The sequence below is a fragment of the Aliiroseovarius sp. PrR006 genome (assembly GCF_010500215.1).
GTDB lineage: Bacteria > Pseudomonadota > Alphaproteobacteria > Rhodobacterales > Rhodobacteraceae > Aliiroseovarius.
The window spans coordinates 792307-807851 of record NZ_JAAGOY010000004.1; the positions used below are offsets into that span (position 1 = coordinate 792307).

At 59.3% G+C, this 15545-nt stretch carries 17 protein-coding genes; 7 read left to right on the top strand and 10 right to left on the bottom strand.

From position 1 onward, the window contains the following. Positions 1–81: 81 nt before the first annotated feature. Positions 82–1467 carry a diguanylate cyclase gene (locus G0Q00_RS03915; RefSeq protein WP_163036575.1) on the top strand — a complete coding sequence of 462 codons (1386 nt, stop codon included), beginning with the start codon at positions 82–84 and terminating at the stop codon, positions 1465–1467. Positions 1468–1503: 36 nt separating this feature from the next. Here G0Q00_RS03915 and G0Q00_RS03920 read toward each other — a convergent pair whose 3' ends face one another. The 4 genes from G0Q00_RS03920 to G0Q00_RS03935 all read right to left on the bottom strand — a co-directional run bounded on the left by G0Q00_RS03920 (position 1504) and on the right by G0Q00_RS03935 (position 3672). Beyond that, a complete protein-coding gene (locus tag G0Q00_RS03920; RefSeq protein WP_163036577.1) occupies positions 1504–2028 on the bottom strand; it encodes a periplasmic heavy metal sensor in 525 nt (174 codons plus the stop codon). Positions 2029–2030: 2 nt separating this feature from the next. After that, positions 2031–2438 carry a dihydroorotate dehydrogenase gene (locus tag G0Q00_RS03925; protein ID WP_163036579.1) on the bottom strand — a complete coding sequence of 136 codons (408 nt, stop codon included), beginning with the start codon at positions 2436–2438 and terminating at the stop codon, positions 2031–2033. Continuing rightward, complete coding sequence (locus tag G0Q00_RS03930) at positions 2425–3012, bottom strand: RNA polymerase sigma factor (protein ID WP_163036581.1); 588 nt, start codon at positions 3010–3012, stop codon at positions 2425–2427. The genes G0Q00_RS03925 and G0Q00_RS03930 overlap by 14 nt, the downstream gene beginning before the upstream one ends. Before the next feature lie 78 nt (positions 3013–3090). Continuing rightward, positions 3091–3672, bottom strand: coding sequence for an EF-hand domain-containing protein (locus G0Q00_RS03935; protein WP_163036583.1), 582 nt, complete (start codon positions 3670–3672; stop codon positions 3091–3093). A gap of 194 nt (positions 3673–3866) precedes the next feature. Here G0Q00_RS03935 and G0Q00_RS03940 point away from each other — a divergent pair, with 194 nt between their 5' ends. Both G0Q00_RS03940 and G0Q00_RS03945 read left to right on the top strand, forming a co-directional pair. Then, positions 3867–4286, top strand: a complete 420-nt coding sequence (locus G0Q00_RS03940; protein WP_239058316.1) for a DUF983 domain-containing protein — start codon at positions 3867–3869, stop codon at positions 4284–4286. A 21-nt stretch (positions 4287–4307) separates the two neighbouring features. Then, positions 4308–5009: an NUDIX hydrolase gene (locus G0Q00_RS03945; RefSeq protein WP_163036585.1), complete on the top strand. Its 702-nt coding sequence runs from the start codon at positions 4308–4310 to the stop codon at positions 5007–5009. Between the two features lie 5 nt (positions 5010–5014). Here G0Q00_RS03945 and G0Q00_RS03950 read toward each other — a convergent pair whose 3' ends face one another. The 4 genes from G0Q00_RS03950 to G0Q00_RS03965 all read right to left on the bottom strand — a co-directional run bounded on the left by G0Q00_RS03950 (position 5015) and on the right by G0Q00_RS03965 (position 8467). Next, positions 5015–5917 (bottom strand): DMT family transporter, encoded by a 903-nt coding sequence (locus G0Q00_RS03950; RefSeq protein WP_163036587.1) that lies wholly within the window; start codon positions 5915–5917, stop codon positions 5015–5017. Positions 5918–5961: 44 nt separating this feature from the next. Then, complete coding sequence (locus G0Q00_RS03955; RefSeq protein ID WP_163036589.1) at positions 5962–6483, bottom strand: lipocalin family protein; 522 nt, start codon at positions 6481–6483, stop codon at positions 5962–5964. A gap of 55 nt (positions 6484–6538) precedes the next feature. Next, positions 6539–7582, bottom strand: coding sequence for an aldo/keto reductase (locus G0Q00_RS03960; protein WP_163036591.1), 1044 nt, complete (start codon positions 7580–7582; stop codon positions 6539–6541). A 105-nt stretch (positions 7583–7687) separates the two neighbouring features. Further along, positions 7688–8467, bottom strand: coding sequence for an SDR family oxidoreductase (locus G0Q00_RS03965; RefSeq protein ID WP_163036592.1), 780 nt, complete (start codon positions 8465–8467; stop codon positions 7688–7690). 102 nt (positions 8468–8569) lie between these two features. Between G0Q00_RS03965 and G0Q00_RS03970 the strand changes: the two genes are divergently transcribed. The 4 genes from G0Q00_RS03970 (at position 8570) to G0Q00_RS03985 (ending at position 13072) form a co-directional block, all read left to right on the top strand. Next, positions 8570–10177 (top strand): peptide chain release factor 3, encoded by a 1608-nt coding sequence (locus tag G0Q00_RS03970; RefSeq protein WP_163036594.1) that lies wholly within the window; start codon positions 8570–8572, stop codon positions 10175–10177. A gap of 3 nt (positions 10178–10180) precedes the next feature. Beyond that, positions 10181–10804: a hypothetical protein gene (locus G0Q00_RS03975; RefSeq protein ID WP_163036596.1), complete on the top strand. Its 624-nt coding sequence runs from the start codon at positions 10181–10183 to the stop codon at positions 10802–10804. Between the two features lie 177 nt (positions 10805–10981). After that, on the top strand, positions 10982–12400 hold the full coding sequence (locus tag G0Q00_RS03980) for a DEAD/DEAH box helicase (RefSeq protein WP_163036598.1): 1419 nt from the start codon (positions 10982–10984) through the stop codon (positions 12398–12400). Then, positions 12401–13072, top strand: coding sequence for a class I SAM-dependent methyltransferase (locus tag G0Q00_RS03985; RefSeq protein ID WP_163036600.1), 672 nt, complete (start codon positions 12401–12403; stop codon positions 13070–13072). A 29-nt stretch (positions 13073–13101) separates the two neighbouring features. Here G0Q00_RS03985 and G0Q00_RS03990 read toward each other — a convergent pair whose 3' ends face one another. Beyond that, positions 13102–14763 carry a ribonuclease J gene (locus tag G0Q00_RS03990; protein WP_163036602.1) on the bottom strand — a complete coding sequence of 554 codons (1662 nt, stop codon included), beginning with the start codon at positions 14761–14763 and terminating at the stop codon, positions 13102–13104. Next, positions 14760–15539: a type III pantothenate kinase gene (locus G0Q00_RS03995; RefSeq protein WP_163036604.1), complete on the bottom strand. Its 780-nt coding sequence runs from the start codon at positions 15537–15539 to the stop codon at positions 14760–14762. Before G0Q00_RS03995 ends, G0Q00_RS03990 begins: the two co-directional genes overlap by 4 nt. Between the last annotated feature and the right edge of the window lie 6 nt (positions 15540–15545).

The following is a 15545-nucleotide window of genomic DNA, read 5'->3' on the forward strand; positions in this document are numbered from 1 at the left end:
CTTATCAGTTGGAAAGGATTTATTAACCAATCGACTGCAGGATGTCTGCAACTTAGATTCAACTTTTAACGAAATGGTCAGATGAGCGGAAGGATATTGATAGCAGATGATCTTGCGACCAATCGCATTGTTCTGAAGGTGAAATTCACCGTATCAGGATATGACGTGATTCAGGTCGAGCGGATTGATGACGTGCTGGAAACAGCGCGGCGTGCGCAGCCTGACCTGATTATCTTGGGGCGGGGGCAATCTGGTCAAAGTCTGACCGCTTGCCGCGCTCTGAAAAACGATGCGAACCTACATACAATTCCAGTCATCCTGTTCGCCGATAAGGACAGCCACCATACCCGAATTGCCGCCTTGGAATCGGGGGCCGACGATGTCTATTCCCCGGAAGTGAAAGAAAGCACACTGTCCGCGATGGTCCGCAATCTGATCCGCATGCGCGGAACATATGACGAAATCATGCGTCATCGCGACATCTCGGCCGAATTCGGATGCGCCGAGGATGCAGCAAGTTTTGTTCCTGCGGCCCATGTCGCGCTTGTTGCACCAGAACCGGAACATGGGCTTCTGTGGCGTCGCAAGCTTGGGCTCGAGCTTCCGCACCGTCTAGATGTCATGTCCAAATCACAAGCGCTGAGCGAAGTGAACACGAACAGCAATACCCCCGACGCCTTTGTTATCAACGCATCACTGGCAGGGGAGGCAGACGGTCTGCGATTGGTCAGCGAGCTGCGCTCGCGCATACACACCCGCAACGCGATCATCGTGGTCATCCATGACCGTGATCGCCCCCATGACGGTGCAATGGCGCTGGATCTGGGGGCGGATGCGATCCTGCATTGTGGGTTCGACGCGACCGAGCTTGCCGTACGCCTGAAGACCCTTCTGGCGCGCAAGCTGGAACTGGACGCCCTGCGCAAACGCTTCGATCTCAACCTGTCGCTGGCGGTACAGGATCCTCTGACAGGGCTGCACAATCGCCGTTATGCGCAAAGCTATTTGAACCGGCTAGAGCAAGAGGCCCTGACCAACGGGCAGCCCTACGCGATCATGGTGCTGGATCTGGATCACTTCAAATCCATCAATGACCGGTTTGGGCATGGTGTTGGTGATCAGGTACTGATCGAGGTCGCAAATCGCTTGCGAGACAATCTGCGCGCATTCGACCTGCTTGCGCGGTTTGGTGGAGAGGAGTTCATGGTCGCCTTGCCCGATGTTAGCCAAAAGGACGTGATGTCCATGGCAGAACGTCTGCGCCAAGCCATCGGCGATCGGCCGATCTACGTTGCCGAGACCGCATTCCCGATCCCTGTTACAGTCTCGGTCGGGGTGGCCGTTTGGGGGGATCAGCCAAACGACACGCGCAGCGCGCATGAGCTGACACAGGCTGCGGATCAAGCGCTGTATGCATCGAAATCCGATGGCCGCAACGTGGTCACATTCGGGCGGTCTGCGGCCTAAACAGACGGGCCACATACAGACGCAGCCCACCCGAGATCAACGATCCTTGGGCCTCGCCCCGCGATCCACGGCGCGTTCCAAACGATTGGCAAATGCTTTGCGGTCTTCTACAGACATCCCGTCGATCCGTTCGACCAGCAGATGCCGCAAGGTCTCGCCGCGCAGACGCAGACGCTCGGCCTGCTGGGCCAAGGTGGCTTCAAAAGCGGCCGCGTCGAAACTGTCACTGCGCAGGATCTGCAGAAGCATCACAAAATCCCGCTCGAGCTCCGCGCGATTGTCCTTGAACGATCCGCTTTCACGCCGAAACGCGCGGCCGATCTCGCGCCGATCCTTGAGGTCCAGAGCCTTGGCGATCGGGCCAAACCCCAGATCACGGATCGCGCCGCGCTCGGGTCCGCGGTGATCAAAATCATCCCCGCGATGGCCCGAAACCTTGGCCCCTACGATTAATCCCAGAACCAGAAGGTTCAGCGTCAACGAGACCACCAGCACAACACGCGTCCAGCGTCGTGGCGCGCGCGGATCCGAGGTCGGTGTCTGCGGTGTCTGATCTGACATGATTATCCCTCATCCTCAGCAAAGAGTGTCGTTCCCAAGTACCCGGGTGCAAGGTCTTCCAGTGCGTATGACGTGTCCGTGGTGACATAATCGCCCGCCAGAACCAACCCGCCGGACAGCGTTTCAAGCTGCACGGGCTGCGTGAACCCGATCCAGACGCCAGCCACAGTCGCCGTTGCCAAGCTGGCAGCAGCAGGCAACCCGCCAATCGCGCTCCAGATGGATGCGATCCACCCTTGTTGACATGCCTGAGGGACGGGCAGCGGATCGATTGCGGGCATATGTGCCTGCGCATCGGCCATGATCGCCGCCATCAATGTGTCAGACGGCGCGGCCACGTCCTGCCGGGCCGCCTCAAAGAACAGGTCCAGCTCGTCGTCATGCATCGGCTGATTATCAGTCTTCGCCATATCCCAACTCCTCTCGTCGCCCGACCAAATCTTTGGCCAGTGCCCTTTTTCCCCGCGCGGTCAAACTTTCCACCGCTTCAACGCTGATGCCCATGATCTGGGCAATCTCGGGGTTCGTTGCCCCTTCGATATGTCGAAGCGTCACCGCTATCCGTTGACGTTCTGGCAACCGGTCCAACGCGCCCTGCAAGGCCGTGGCCCGGTCAACATCCATCATGGTTTCGACTGCCGATGGCTGACCGTCTTCCGGGTCACCCGCCGCATCCAGATCAACGGTCCGTCGTTTCCGCAGCCGGTCGGTGCATAGGTTCGACACCACCCGATAGAGCCAGGTCGAGACCTGAGCTTCGCCGCTCCGCCAGCTTGCGGCCTGTTTCCACAGACGCAACATCGCTTCCTGCGTGACGTCCTCGGCCTCGGCGCGATCACCGCCCAGAAGGCGCGTCGCGAAACCCAGGACGCGCGGCGCAAGCCGGTGGGTCAGCAGCTGAGCTGCCATAGGGTCGCCATTGCCGTAAAGCACCAGCAATGCCTCGTCCGAAGCACCCTCATACGCATCCAAGGCCATATTCATATGTCCTGCCTAGCCCGTTCCCTGACTTATGACAATCTGCGGGCACCCCCCCCGTCAGGCGGAGCACCCTTGTTAGTTTTAGCCCTTACGGTCGCGATCCTTGCCACCATGACGCATGAACATCTCTTTCTGCGCCGCATCGAATTCGGCTGCCGAAATCGCATTATCATCGTCCGTATCGAACCGGTCGATCATGCGCTCAAGCTTGGCCTGCTCGGGCGAGACCTCTTCAAAGCTCAGGCTGCCGTTGCCGTCCGCATCTTTCTTGGCCAGCATGTCTTCCAGCTTCCACCCCATACGCTTTTGGAACATCTTGCCCTTACGCTCGCCTTTGCCATCGCCTTTTGCGGCCATGCGATCCGCCATGCGTTTTTCGGCCTGCGCTTTCAACTCGTCCAGCGACAGCGCGCCGTCGCCATTGGCGTCTGCCGTGTCGAACCGAGCCTTGGCTGCGGCCTGCAGATCTTCAACAGTGATCTGTCCGTTTTTATCCAGATCCACATCGACGAATTCCATCTGCATGAACCCGCCTTTACGCCCCATCGCACCACGGTCACCGTCTTTGCCGCCGAACGCCATTGCAGCGGTCGAGGTCAGCGTCAAAGCAGCCCCAAGACCCAGAGCAATGGCAGTCGCAGCAGTTTTCTTATTGAGTTTCATAACGATCTCCTATGGTTACTTGCCTCTTGCGACACCGTGTTTCTGCGTCGCTATGTATCTTCAACGCGCGGGCCCCAGGTTTCCGTCGCAGCTCTGCGCATTTTTCCGCGACATCCCGACGCAAGCGCATTTCTGGGCCTGTTTTACATGTGAAGTTCTGTATGATGGTCTGACGCGCGATAAAGGAATCCCCGATGACCGAGACCGCTCAAATGACCGTGGAAGAGGTGATGCCGACCTTGGCTGAACCCGAACGCGAGATGAAACCCGCCTTGCGCAAGGGCTGGGCGAAGCGGTGCCCGAGCTGTGGCACCGGAAAGCTGTTTCAGGGATACCTGAAGGTCCATCACGATTGCACGGTCTGCGGGGAAGAGCTGCACCACCAGCGCGCGGATGATGGCCCGGCCTATCTGACCATCATTCTGGTCGGCCACGTCATGGCCCCGCTGCTGCACATCTTCTATGTGCACATCGTGCAGGACCCTCTGATCTTGGCCACCATCTTTACCGTCGGGACTGTCGCTGCGTCACTTTACCTTCTGCCCCGTTTCAAAGGCTTTATGATTGCCTTTCAGTGGGCGAAACGTATGCATGGGTTTGCCGGAAAGAAATAACAGAACGCATAAGGGGCCGACATGGACAAATCCAAGATCATCCGCGACGCAGCAACCGTCATTCTGATCCGGGACAAGACCACCCGCCCCCAAGTTCTGATGGGTCAGCGCGGCGCCAAGGCCGCCTTCATGCCCAACAAGTTCGTCTTTCCGGGCGGCGCTCTGGACACCACTGACGCTCAGGTGCCATTGGCGGACGCCGGTGCAGAACCTTGCCTGACCCGTCTGGGCGAACAGGCGGATGCCTCGAAAGCGCAAGCGCTTTTGGTCGCCGCCATTCGCGAACTTTGGGAAGAAACCGGCCAGATTCTGGGTGAGGCTGGCACGTGGTCCGACGAGGTGCCCGGCGACTGGCAGAGTTTTGCAGATGCGGGGTTCATCCCGTCCGCCAAGGGCATGTCTTTTGTCTTCCGCGCCATCACGCCCAAAGGCCGTCCGCGCCGCTTTGATGCGCGCTTCTTTGCGGTGGATGCGGACGAGCTTAAAACAGATGTCGACGACTTCTCGCGCGCCTCGGACGAGCTAAGCCACCTGCAATGGATCCCGCTCGATGACGTCCGCCGCTTTGACTTGCCCTTCATCACCGAAGTTGTGCTGGCCGAGATCGTGGGCAACCTGCCCAACTTGGGCGCCCCCGCGCAGGTGCCGTTCTTCAACAACTCGGACGAAGAAAGCCTGTTCGAACGTCTGGGTGGGGTCGGCCCGCTGTCCGCCGCCTTGTAACGGCGTTATTTCAAATACAGAACCAGCACCAGAACTGAGGCGAGGATCAGCGCGGTTCCCGCATATTCACGCCCGCTGACTTTTTCGCGGAACACAAACAGCGTAGCGGCATAGGAAAACAGCAGCTCGATCTGACCAAGCGCTTTCACCAGCGCTGCGTTTTGCAGCGTAAAGGCTGTGAACCAGCAGAAGCTCCCGATCATCGAGCTTAGCCCAACCAGCACGCCCACGCGCCATGCTTTGAACACGCGGGTGACCTCGCCTTTCTCACGCAGGACCATCCAACCAGCCATGACCAGCGACTGAAATGCGGTGACCACGGCCAAGGTGAAGCCTGCACGCGCCACAACATCTTCGACACCCAACGACAGGGACGCGCCGCGATACCCAATGGCTGAAAAAGAAAAGAGGAGCCCTGCCCCCAACCCTAGCGTGGCCGCCTTGTTAAAGAAGCGGCGCCAGCCCTGCCCACCCTCCGGCGGGTCCGACAGCAAGATCAGCCCGAAGAACCCGATACCGATCGCCAGCGCCCCGGCAATGCCGACGCCCTCGCCCAAGACCAGAAGTCCGGTCAGTGCGGTCAGCACAACTTCGGTTTTCTTGAAGGTGATCCCAACGGCAAAATTGCGTTCGGCAAACAGGGCGACCACACAAATCGTCGCCAAAATTTGGGCAATCCCGCCGATAAAGGCAAAGGCGAAGAAGCGCGCGTCAGGGCGTGGAACTTCCAGCCCCGTGACAGTGAAATAGATTGCCATCAACACCGCAACCAGCGGCGCCGAATAGATGAACCGCGCAAAAGTGGCCCCGGTCGCGCTTAAGCGCGTGTCCTTCAGCCGCTTTTGCAGCATGAACCGCAGGTTTTGCGAAAACGCGGCCAGAATGGTGATGGGGATCCAAGCTTGCATGCTCACGGATTCGCATGTCCTGCGGCCCTTCGCAAGCTTAGGGCTTACCGCGTTTGCAAACGATCCTTTGTGTATCCGTTGAAAGCCAGCATATCCGCGGCCGCCTTGATCCGATCCGCACCTCCAGTGCGCTTCCGGTCGATGATCCAGCCAAAGCTGCCTGACGGCGTGCCGATCGCCGCAGTGCGATAGTCTGCATCGACCCACAGAACCCAGTATTCGGTCCCAAAGGGCGGTGTGCCCACGATGATCCGGCCGGGAGTTTTCATCTGCGCGTCATAGCGTTCGCGTCCACCGGCAGCATTGCTTAGCGTGATCCCGGTGATGCCACCCGCGCCATGTTCGATCGAGACTTTCCCGTAGAGAGGCGCATGCCCGGGATGCACAAATTCGCCCCGGATCACCCAGTTTCCGGAAAAACGCTTGGCATCAAATCGGGTGGTTGAACTGATAGGGCGTCTGGTATTGCGGTGAAACTCGACCGTGCCGTTACTGACGCAGGCCGCGACCAAGGACGGCGCAGCAGCCGCCATCCCCAGTTTCAACACAGTTCGTCGATCTATCATCCCTAGCTCCGCACGTCATCTCGACCCCGTTGGGCCATTAGATATGACACCCCATTTAGTAAGGCATAGGGTGCGCGCGATGTGCCGCGTCGATGTCGGCCAATACGTCGTCCGACAATAGCAGATCTTTGCCCTTCAGAATACGCCCCAACTGCTCCATCGAGGAAGCGCCGAAAATCGTCGAGCCCATGAAAGGCCGCCCGACCGAGAACGCCAACGCCATTTGGACCAGATCAAGACCATGCTTTTCCGCAACCGCCTGATAGGCATCAACTGCAGGGAATGCGCGTTCAGTGGCACGCCCACCCAGCCCAGGGGCGAGCGACATGCGTGAGCCTTCAGGAACGGCACCTTTCTGATACTTCCCGGTCAGAAGTCCGGTTGCCAAGGGCGAATAGGACAAAACGCGCGGGCCTTCCTGCATGCACATCTCGGCCAGATCTGTGTCAGCCAGCCGGCACATCAGGCTATACTCATTCTGAACCGAGATCACTTCGGGCGCCCCCATCTCTCGGGCCATGCGCAACCACTGCGCGGTGCCCCACGCGCTCTCATTCGACAATCCAAAGTAGCGCACCTTACCGGCGGCCACGACCTCGGCCATGGCGGTCAGCACGTCGCGCATATGCGCTTCGGTTTCTTCGCGGTTCTGTTTCGACGGGTCGAACGTCCAGTTCTGACGGAAGGCATAGCTTCCGCGCAGGGGCCAGTGGGTCTGATAGATGTCGATATAGTCGGTCTGCAGCTTCTCCAGTGACTCGTCCACCGCCTGATGGATGATCGCACTGTCATAGCCCTTGCCACCGCGTTTCCAGCCCGGGTTGTCACCGGACACTTTGGTGGCAATGACCACATCGTCACGCCGCCCGGTCTTGGCCAACCAGCTTCCGATCACCGCTTCCGACGCGCCACAACGCTCGGCCTTGATCGGGTTTACCGGGTACATTTCGGCGGTATCAATGAAGTTGCCGCCGTGATCCAGAAACATGTCGATCTGCGCGTGGCCCTCGGCCTCGGTGTTTGTGGACCCCCACAGCATCGAGCCAAGAGAAAGCGCGCTGACCTCAAGTGCGCCATCGGCAAGCTTATTCATACGCATCCTGTGTCTCCCTCGTCGGACGGTCAAACTGGTGTGACGGCAAAGTTATGCACGCAGATGAAAACCACAAGTCATCACCCTTGCCGCCAAGCTTTTTTGTTTATTTCAAAGCGTAGTGTTCGTAGCCCCGCCATCCAGCAGCACATTCTGCCCCACCATGAACCCCGCGTGCTGCGAGCACATGAAGGCGCAGGTGGCGCCGAATTCTTCCTTGGTGCCATAGCGCCCGCTGGGAATGGTCGCCATACGCTGCGCACGTGCTTCGTCCAGCGTGATCCCCTGTGCCTCGGTCGCCCCTTTATCCAGAGCTGCCGCGCGATCTGTGTCATGCAGCCCGGGCAACAGATTGTTGATGATCACCCCCTGCCCTGCCACTTGGCGCGCAGTTCCCGCAACAAATCCAGTCAACCCGGTTCGCGCTGTGTTGGACAATCCAAGAACCGCAATCGGCGCTTTTACTGATACACTGGTGATGTTCACCACACGCCCCCAGCCGCGCTCCATCATGCCCGGCATCAGCGCTTGCATCAGCGCGATCGGAGTCAGCAAATTTGCATCAAAGGCGTCGATGAAATCATCACGGCTCCAATCAGACCACATGCCAGGGGGCGGACCGCCAGCATTGGTCACAAGGATATCCACCTCGCCCGTCGCCTTAAGGACCTCCGCGCGGCCTTCTTCCGAAGTAATGTCAGCGGCGACGGTCACCACGTCGACACCAGTTTCCGCCCGGATTACCTCGGCCGCGTCTAACAGCGGCCCTTCGGTCCGCGCATTCATCACCAAAGACACGCCTTCGCGCGCCAGCGCTTGCGCACAACCAAAGCCCAATCCTTTGGACGACGCACACACCAAGGCACGTTTGCCAGAAATTCCCAGATCCATCTTAACCTCCACCGTTTCTGATCAAGACCTAGCAGCGCACCGAAGGTGATGGAAGCGTCTATGGTTATTGCGCCGCCCTGCCCCCGTCGCTATATGCGACCCATGTTGGATACGAACACAAACCGCCCCGAATTGCCGCCCGAGATTGCGCGCCGTCGCACCTTTGCGATCATCAGCCACCCGGACGCTGGCAAGACGACCCTGACCGAGAAATTCCTTCTGTATGGTGGCGCCATTCAGATGGCCGGTCAGGTGCGCGCCAAGGGCGAGGCACGACGCACGCGCTCCGACTTCATGAAGATGGAACAAGATCGGGGGATCTCGGTCTCGGCATCCGCCATGTCGTTTGATTTCGGCAAGTATCGCTTCAACCTTGTCGACACGCCCGGCCACTCGGATTTCTCGGAAGACACCTATCGCACGCTGACCGCTGTAGACGCGGCCGTCATGGTGATCGACGGGGCGAAAGGGGTGGAAAGCCAGACGCAGAAACTGTTCGAGGTCTGCCGCCTGCGCGATCTGCCGATCCTGACATTCTGTAACAAGATGGACCGGGAAAGCCGAGATACGTTTGATATCATCGATGAAATTCAAGAAAACCTCGCCATCGACGTGACGCCCGCAAGTTGGCCCATCGGGATGGGTCGTGACTTTTTGGGGTGCTATGACCTGCTGAATGACCGGCTGGAGCTGATGGACCGCGCCGATCGGAACGTCGTCGCCGAGACCATCGAGATCAACGGGTTGGATGATCCAAAACTGGCCGAACATGTGCCAGAACACCTGCTTGAGAAGTTTCTGGAAGAGGTCGAAATGGCGAAGGAGCTCCTTCCCGCGCTCGACCCGCAATCCGTACTGGAAGGCCACATGACGCCGATCTGGTTCGGCTCGGCCATCAACTCGTTCGGCGTGCAGGAACTGATGCAGGGCATCGCGAACTACGGCCCGGAACCGCAGCCCCAGCAGGCTGATCCCCGCGCCATCGCGCCCGAGGAAAAGAAGGTCGCTGGCTTTGTGTTCAAAGTGCAGGCCAACATGGACCCGAAACACCGCGACCGCGTGGCGTTCATGCGTCTGGCCTCGGGCCACTTCAAGCGCGGCATGAAACTGACCCATGTGCGCTCGAAAAAGCCGATGGCCGTGTCGAACCCGGTTCTGTTCCTTGCCTCGGACCGCGAACTGGCGGAAGAGGCTTGGGCGGGCGACATCATCGGCATTCCGAACCACGGACAGCTGCGCATCGGAGACACGCTGACCGAAGGCGAGATGATCCGCGCCACCGGTATTCCGTCCTTCGCGCCGGAACTTCTGCAAGGTGTGCGTGCGGGCGACCCAATGAAAGCCAAGCACCTTGAAAAGGCGCTGATGCAATTTGCCGAAGAAGGTGCTGCCAAGGTCTTCAAACCGAATATCGGTTCAGGCTTCATCGTCGGTGTGGTCGGCGCGCTGCAGTTCGAAGTGCTCGCCAGCCGGATCGAACTAGAATACGGCCTTCCGGTCCGCTTTGAGCAGTCGCAGTTCACCTCGGCCCGCTGGATCATCGGCGATAAGGACGAGGTCGAAAAGCTGGTGAATGCCAACAAGCAGCACATCGCGCACGACAATGACGGCGATCCGGTGTTTTTGACGCGTCTTCAATGGGATATCGACCGTGTTGAACGCGACTATCCTGATCTGAGACTGTCCGCCACCAAGGAAATGATGGTCTAATCCATGTGCACGCCACGCCCCTCGCCCCTGCAAAACCGCGTTTTGCCAACGGGCGAGATCGTGGCGGATCCCGCACGTGGAATGTTCACCGGAAATCGCGGCATCCTGCCCTTCACCAAGGGGGGACTCGGCGTTTCACGTTGGAAACACCCGCACTGGATCATCTGTGACTTGACGCATCCCAAGGGCCGTTATCACGGACCGATGCCAGCCCGTGCTTGGACCCCGTTGTTCTTCTTGGATGAGGCTGTCGGACTGGCTGCAGGCCATCGTCCCTGCGCCTATTGCCGCCCCGACGCCTATCGCGCTTTCAAGTCGGCCTGGGCAAAGGCACACGCACCAATGGGCCACCAACAGATCGACCAGATGCTACACAAAGCCCGCGTGACCCGCAGCAGACAGCAGGTTCGACATATGGCTGATTGCTCTGGCCTGCCTGACGGAACGTTCATTCTGCTGAACCAGAAACCGCATCTATTGCGTGGGGCCCGCGCCCGCTGCTTTTCCAAACACGAATACAGCACATCCACCGCCCGCCCGAATGCCGAAGTCCAGGTTCTAACCCCTGCTCCGACCGTCGCAGCATTGCGCGCCGGGTTCTCGCCAAAGCTGCATTCAAGCGCGTGATCCGTGCAACAGCGGCACGTTTTCAGCCGCGATTCACGCAAACTGACCCATGTCATTGACCCTAGCTCCTTTTTTCTTTAGGCACTTCGTCATCAGAGAGGGACGCGAAAGCGCACGCCATACGGGCCTCCCTCGTTCAGCCGCACGGGCGTAAGATGTCCGTGATACAGGACATACATGACCAAATTCTCTGACTTGAAACTCAGCCCCAAGGTGCTGAAAGCCATCGACGAAGCGGGCTATGAAAGCCCCACCCCAATTCAGGCGGGTGCAATCCCCCCTGCCCTTGAAGGCCGCGACGTACTGGGCATCGCCCAGACCGGCACCGGCAAGACAGCCTCATTCACGCTGCCCATGATTTCCGCTCTGGCCCGTGGCCGCGCCCGCGCACGGATGCCGCGTTCGTTGGTGCTGTGCCCCACACGCGAGCTGGCCGCACAGGTCGCCGAGAACTTCGACGTTTACGCAAAGCACGTGAAACTGACCAAAGCCCTTCTGATCGGCGGCGTCAGCTTCAAAGAGCAAGATCAACTGATTGACCGTGGCGTTGATGTTCTGATTGCAACCCCGGGCCGCCTTCTGGACCATTTCGAGCGCGGGAAGCTGCTGCTTACTGGCGTCCAGATCATGGTGGTGGATGAAGCCGACCGGATGCTCGACATGGGGTTCATCCCCGACATCGAACGCATTTTCGGCCTGACACCGTTCACTCGCCAGACGCTGTTCTTCTCGGCCACGATGGCACCCGAGATCGAGCGTATCACTAACACCTTCCTGTCGAACCCGGAACGGATCGAGGTCGCCCGCCAGGCAACCACGTCCGAGACGATCACGCAGGAACTGTGCATGTTCAAGGCCTCGCGCCGCGATCGTGCCGCCAGCGAGAAACGCAAGCTTCTGCGCGCGCTGATTGACCGCGAGGGCGAGAAATGCACCAACGCGATCATCTTCTGCAACCGCAAGACGGACGTAGATATCTGCGCGAAATCGCTAAAGAAATACGGCTATAACGCGGCCCCGATCCACGGCGATCTGGAGCAATCCAAGCGCATGGAAGTTCTGGACGGGTTCCGCGCTGGTACGCTTCAATTCCTCTGCGCCTCGGACGTGGCTGCACGCGGGCTGGATATCCCGAACGTAAGTCACGTGTTCAACTATGATGTGCCGGGGCATGCGGAAGACTATGTTCACCGCATCGGGCGCACCGGACGTGCCGGGCGTGAGGGCAAGGCCATCATGATCTGCGAGCCGCGTGACGAAAAGAATTTGGATGCCGTTGAGCGTCTGATCGAAAAAGAAGTCCCGCGGGTCGACAATCCGCTGAAAGATGAAAAGCCCAAGCGCAGCCGTGCGAAACCGGACGAGGAGAAGGTCGAAAAGCCTGCCCGTCAGCGCAAGAGCGCTAAGCCGAAGGAAGACGTTTCCGAGGTCGTCCCTGCCGAGCAGCCGAAACCCGAAACCAAGCCCGAACGCAACGACCGCAACAAGTCACGTGGCCGTGGCAACAATCGCGGTGGCGGCAACAAGGTTGTGGGCATGGGCGATCACCTGCCCGAGTTCATCGCCAAAAGCTTTGACGAGCGTCGCGCAGGCTAAATGGCGCGGCGGATCGCGATCCCGACGGGGCTTCAGCCCGAAGATGCTGAAGCCTCTCTGGCGCTGACCCATGATGCGCTTCCCTTTCCGCAGTCCGAGATCAACCGTCTAAAAAGGCGCCGCTACATCCTTGATATGCTGCCAAAAAACTCGGTCGGTGCAGAGATTGGCGTGTTTCGTGGCCATTTCTCTGCGCTGATCTGTGAACACGTCCGGCCGCGGAGGCTTTTTCTGATCGATCCTTGGACCCAACTGGGCGAGACCTTCGGCTGGGGAAAAGGACCCTATGTGAACGGGGGTGAGCTTACCACCGAACTGGCGCAACAGGAAACTATCCTCCGCTGCACGCTCTACCCGGACATTGAATGCCACGTGATCGAAGGGTTCTATCCGGACTGCGCTAATATGATCGATGAGCCACTGGACTGGGCCTATCTGGATGCAAGCCACACGTATGAGGACACCTATCGCGAGGTTCAGGCCCTGTCACAGCAGGTCAAACCGGGGGGCTTCATCCTTGGCGACGACTGGCGGCCAGATCCGAACAGCTCTCAGCACGGCGTTTATCGCGCCGTGCAGAAGTTTACGTCCGAGACCGAGTGGGAAATCGTGATGTGCGGTCCTGCGGGACAGTGGTTGATCCGCCGCAGCCCGAACTATGGCGACATCTAAGTAAGAAAAGGGGCCCAAAGGCCCCCCGCTTATTCCAACCGGCTGACGACAACCGTGACTTCCGGCTTTCGCCCAATCTCGTCATTGGTGGACTTGCGCGCGATGCGTTTTAGCTCGTCCCCCAGCTTGTCCTCGTCGCGCAACGTCTTGTTGGACGCACGCATCAGGAACTGGCCCAGATCCTCTTCCAACACATCCACAAGCGGCGCGTTTGAGTGACCAACCTCGGGCAGGCCCATCAGTTCGACCCAGGGTTCGCCCAGAGGTTCGTTGCCGTCTAGGATCACGTTTACAATCACGTGCCCGTTCAGGGCCAATCGGATCCGGTCGCGGACGATCCCGTCCAGCGCGCCAATCAAGATGTCGCCATCCAGATAAATCCGATCCGTTTCAACATGCTCCACCACATGCGGCACGTCACTGGTCAGGTCACAGACAGCGCCGTTCACCACGACCATCGAAGGACGTCCTCCCTTCTCGGCCAGTTTGGCATGTTCGCGCAAATGGCGGTGTTCGCCGTGCATGGGAATGACCATTTGCGGGTTGATGATCTCGTGTACGCGTTGCAAATCGGGGCGGTTCGCGTGGCCCGAGACGTGATAGCGGTCATTTTCAGCGACCAGCTCCACGCCCATTTCCGAGAACGCGTTCATGATGCGGATCACACCGCGCTCGTTGCCCGGAATGGTCTTGGACGAGAACAGGAACATGTCCCCTTCCGCCATGGACAGCCCCATATATTTGCCTCTCGCCAGCTGCGCCGAGGCCGCACGGCGTTCGCCCTGCGATCCGGTTACGATCAGCATCAGGTTTTCACGCGGGATGTCGCGGGCATCTTCTGGCGTTACGGTTGTCGGGAAGTCGTGCAGGACCGATGTTTCGATCCCCGCCTGAATCATCCGACGCATCGCTCGGCCCAGCAAACAAACCGAACGACCCGCTGCTTTGCCCGCGTCCGCCAACTGCTTCACCCGTGCGACGTTCGAGGCAAAGGTGGTTGCCACGACCATATGTGGCGCATCTTTCAGCAGTTCGACCAGTTCAGGACCAACTTCGGCTTCGGACCGGCCCGGTGCAGGCGAGAACACGTTGGTTGAATCGCACACCAGCGCTTTCACGCCCGGCTTTGCCACCTCGCGCCACAATTCTTCATCAAACGCGTCGCCCAGCACCGGGGTCTCGTCCAGTTTGAAGTCGCCTGTATGCACGATGCGACCAGCAGGCGTGTCGATGATCAGACCCGCGCTTTCTGGGATCGAGTGGCTGAGCGGCAGATAGCTGACCTTGAACGGTCCGGCCTCGATCACCTGCGGATAAACATCGGCGGTGATCACGACCTCGGGCACCTGCCCCGCTTCCTCCAGCTTGCGTTGCGCATGATAGCGTGTGAAGGGGCGCGCGTGGATCGGCGCCTTTAGTTTCGAATACAGACGGCCCACCGCGCCCACGTGATCCTCGTGCGCGTGGGTGATGAAGATGGCTTCCAGGCGATCGACGTTTTCAACCAACCACGAGATATCGGGCATGATCAGGTTCACGCCCGGCGTCGTGTCCATATCCGGGAAGGTCACGCCCAGATCCACAAGGATCAGGCGTTCTTTACCGGGCTTGCCATAGCCATAGACATAGGCGTTCATGCCGATCTCGCCGGCGCCCCCCAGCGGGAGGTAAATCAGACGGTCAGCACTCATATGTTGCCCTGTTCCTTGTTGTAATCATAGATGCGCACAAGCCCGTGCATGGTTAGATCTTCATCGATCTCGTCGTATAGATGCGCGCCTTGTTCAAAGAGCGGCGCCAGCCCTCCTGTTCCGATGACCTTCATGGGAAGGCCGTATTCGTCTTTCACCTTCTGCACCAGCCCTTGCACAAGGCCAACATAGCCCCAGAAGATGCCAGACTGGATGCAGCCCACGGTGTTGGTGCCGATAACCTTGTCAGGCTGGGTGACGTCCACATGCGGCAGCGCGGCGGCCCCTTGGTGCAGCGCTTCCAGCGACAGGTTTACACCGGGCGCGATCACGCCGCCGATATAGGCCCCGTCATGCGCGACCACGTCGATATTCGTGGCTGTCCCAAAATCGACAACCATGCAATCGCCACCATAACGCTCGAACCCGGCCACGGCGTTGGCCAGACGGTCAGGGCCGGGCGTAGTCCCCTGATCCACGCGCGGTGCAACCGGCAGCAGGCAGTCAGGTTTGCCGACAACCAGCGGCCGCAAGCCAAAGAAACGATCTGCAAACACGCGCAGGTTCCACACCACGCGCGGCACGGTCGAGCTGATCACCACGCCCGAAATCTGTGGATCAATCTTGTAGTGATTGATCAGCGTCGAGAACCACGTGAAATAGGCATCCGCCGTGCGCGAATGGTGGGTCGATGTTCTGAGCGTGCACAGGAATTTTTCGCCATCCCAGATCGAGAAAACGGTGTTCGTGTTGCCGCAGTCAATGGCCAGAAGCATGGGCCA